Here is a 485-nt window from a genome sequence, read left to right on the forward strand (position 1 = left end):
CAGAAAGTAGATGTGGTTGAACCTTCAGTGGAAGACACCACAAAAATATTAATGGGTCTAAAAGAGAGATACGAAAGCCATCATGGCATTCGCTACACGCAGCCAGCTATTAAAGCAGCGGCAGAACTCTCTGCTAAATATATTAATGAACGGCATTTACCGGATAAAGCCATCGATGTCATGGATGAAGCCGGTGCTTCACAGCGTTTACTGCCGCCATCGAAACGTCGTAAAACGGTCGGTGTATCGGATATTGAAACCATTATTGCGAAAATAGCCCGTATTCCTGAGCAGTCGATCTCCCAGTCCGATCAAGACTTGTTGAAACAGCTTGATCGCAATCTGAAAATGGTTGTCTTTGGTCAGGATGAAGCGATTGATAAGCTGACAGCGGCTATTCGCTTGTCACGCTCAGGCCTTGCTAACGAAAACCAGCCAATAGGTTCTTTCATTTTTGCCGGGCCAACGGGTGTTGGTAAAACGGA

The 485-nt window shown here is 45.8% G+C and carries 1 pseudogene; it reads left to right on the forward strand.

The window, feature by feature from the left end:
- Window positions 1–485 (forward strand): annotated as a pseudogene (clpA, locus tag B3180_RS00730) (ATP-dependent Clp protease ATP-binding subunit ClpA); the annotation flags it as partial.

The sequence above is a fragment of the Idiomarina sp. UBA4206 genome, from assembly GCF_002383015.1.
GTDB lineage: Bacteria > Pseudomonadota > Gammaproteobacteria > Enterobacterales > Alteromonadaceae > Idiomarina > Idiomarina abyssalis.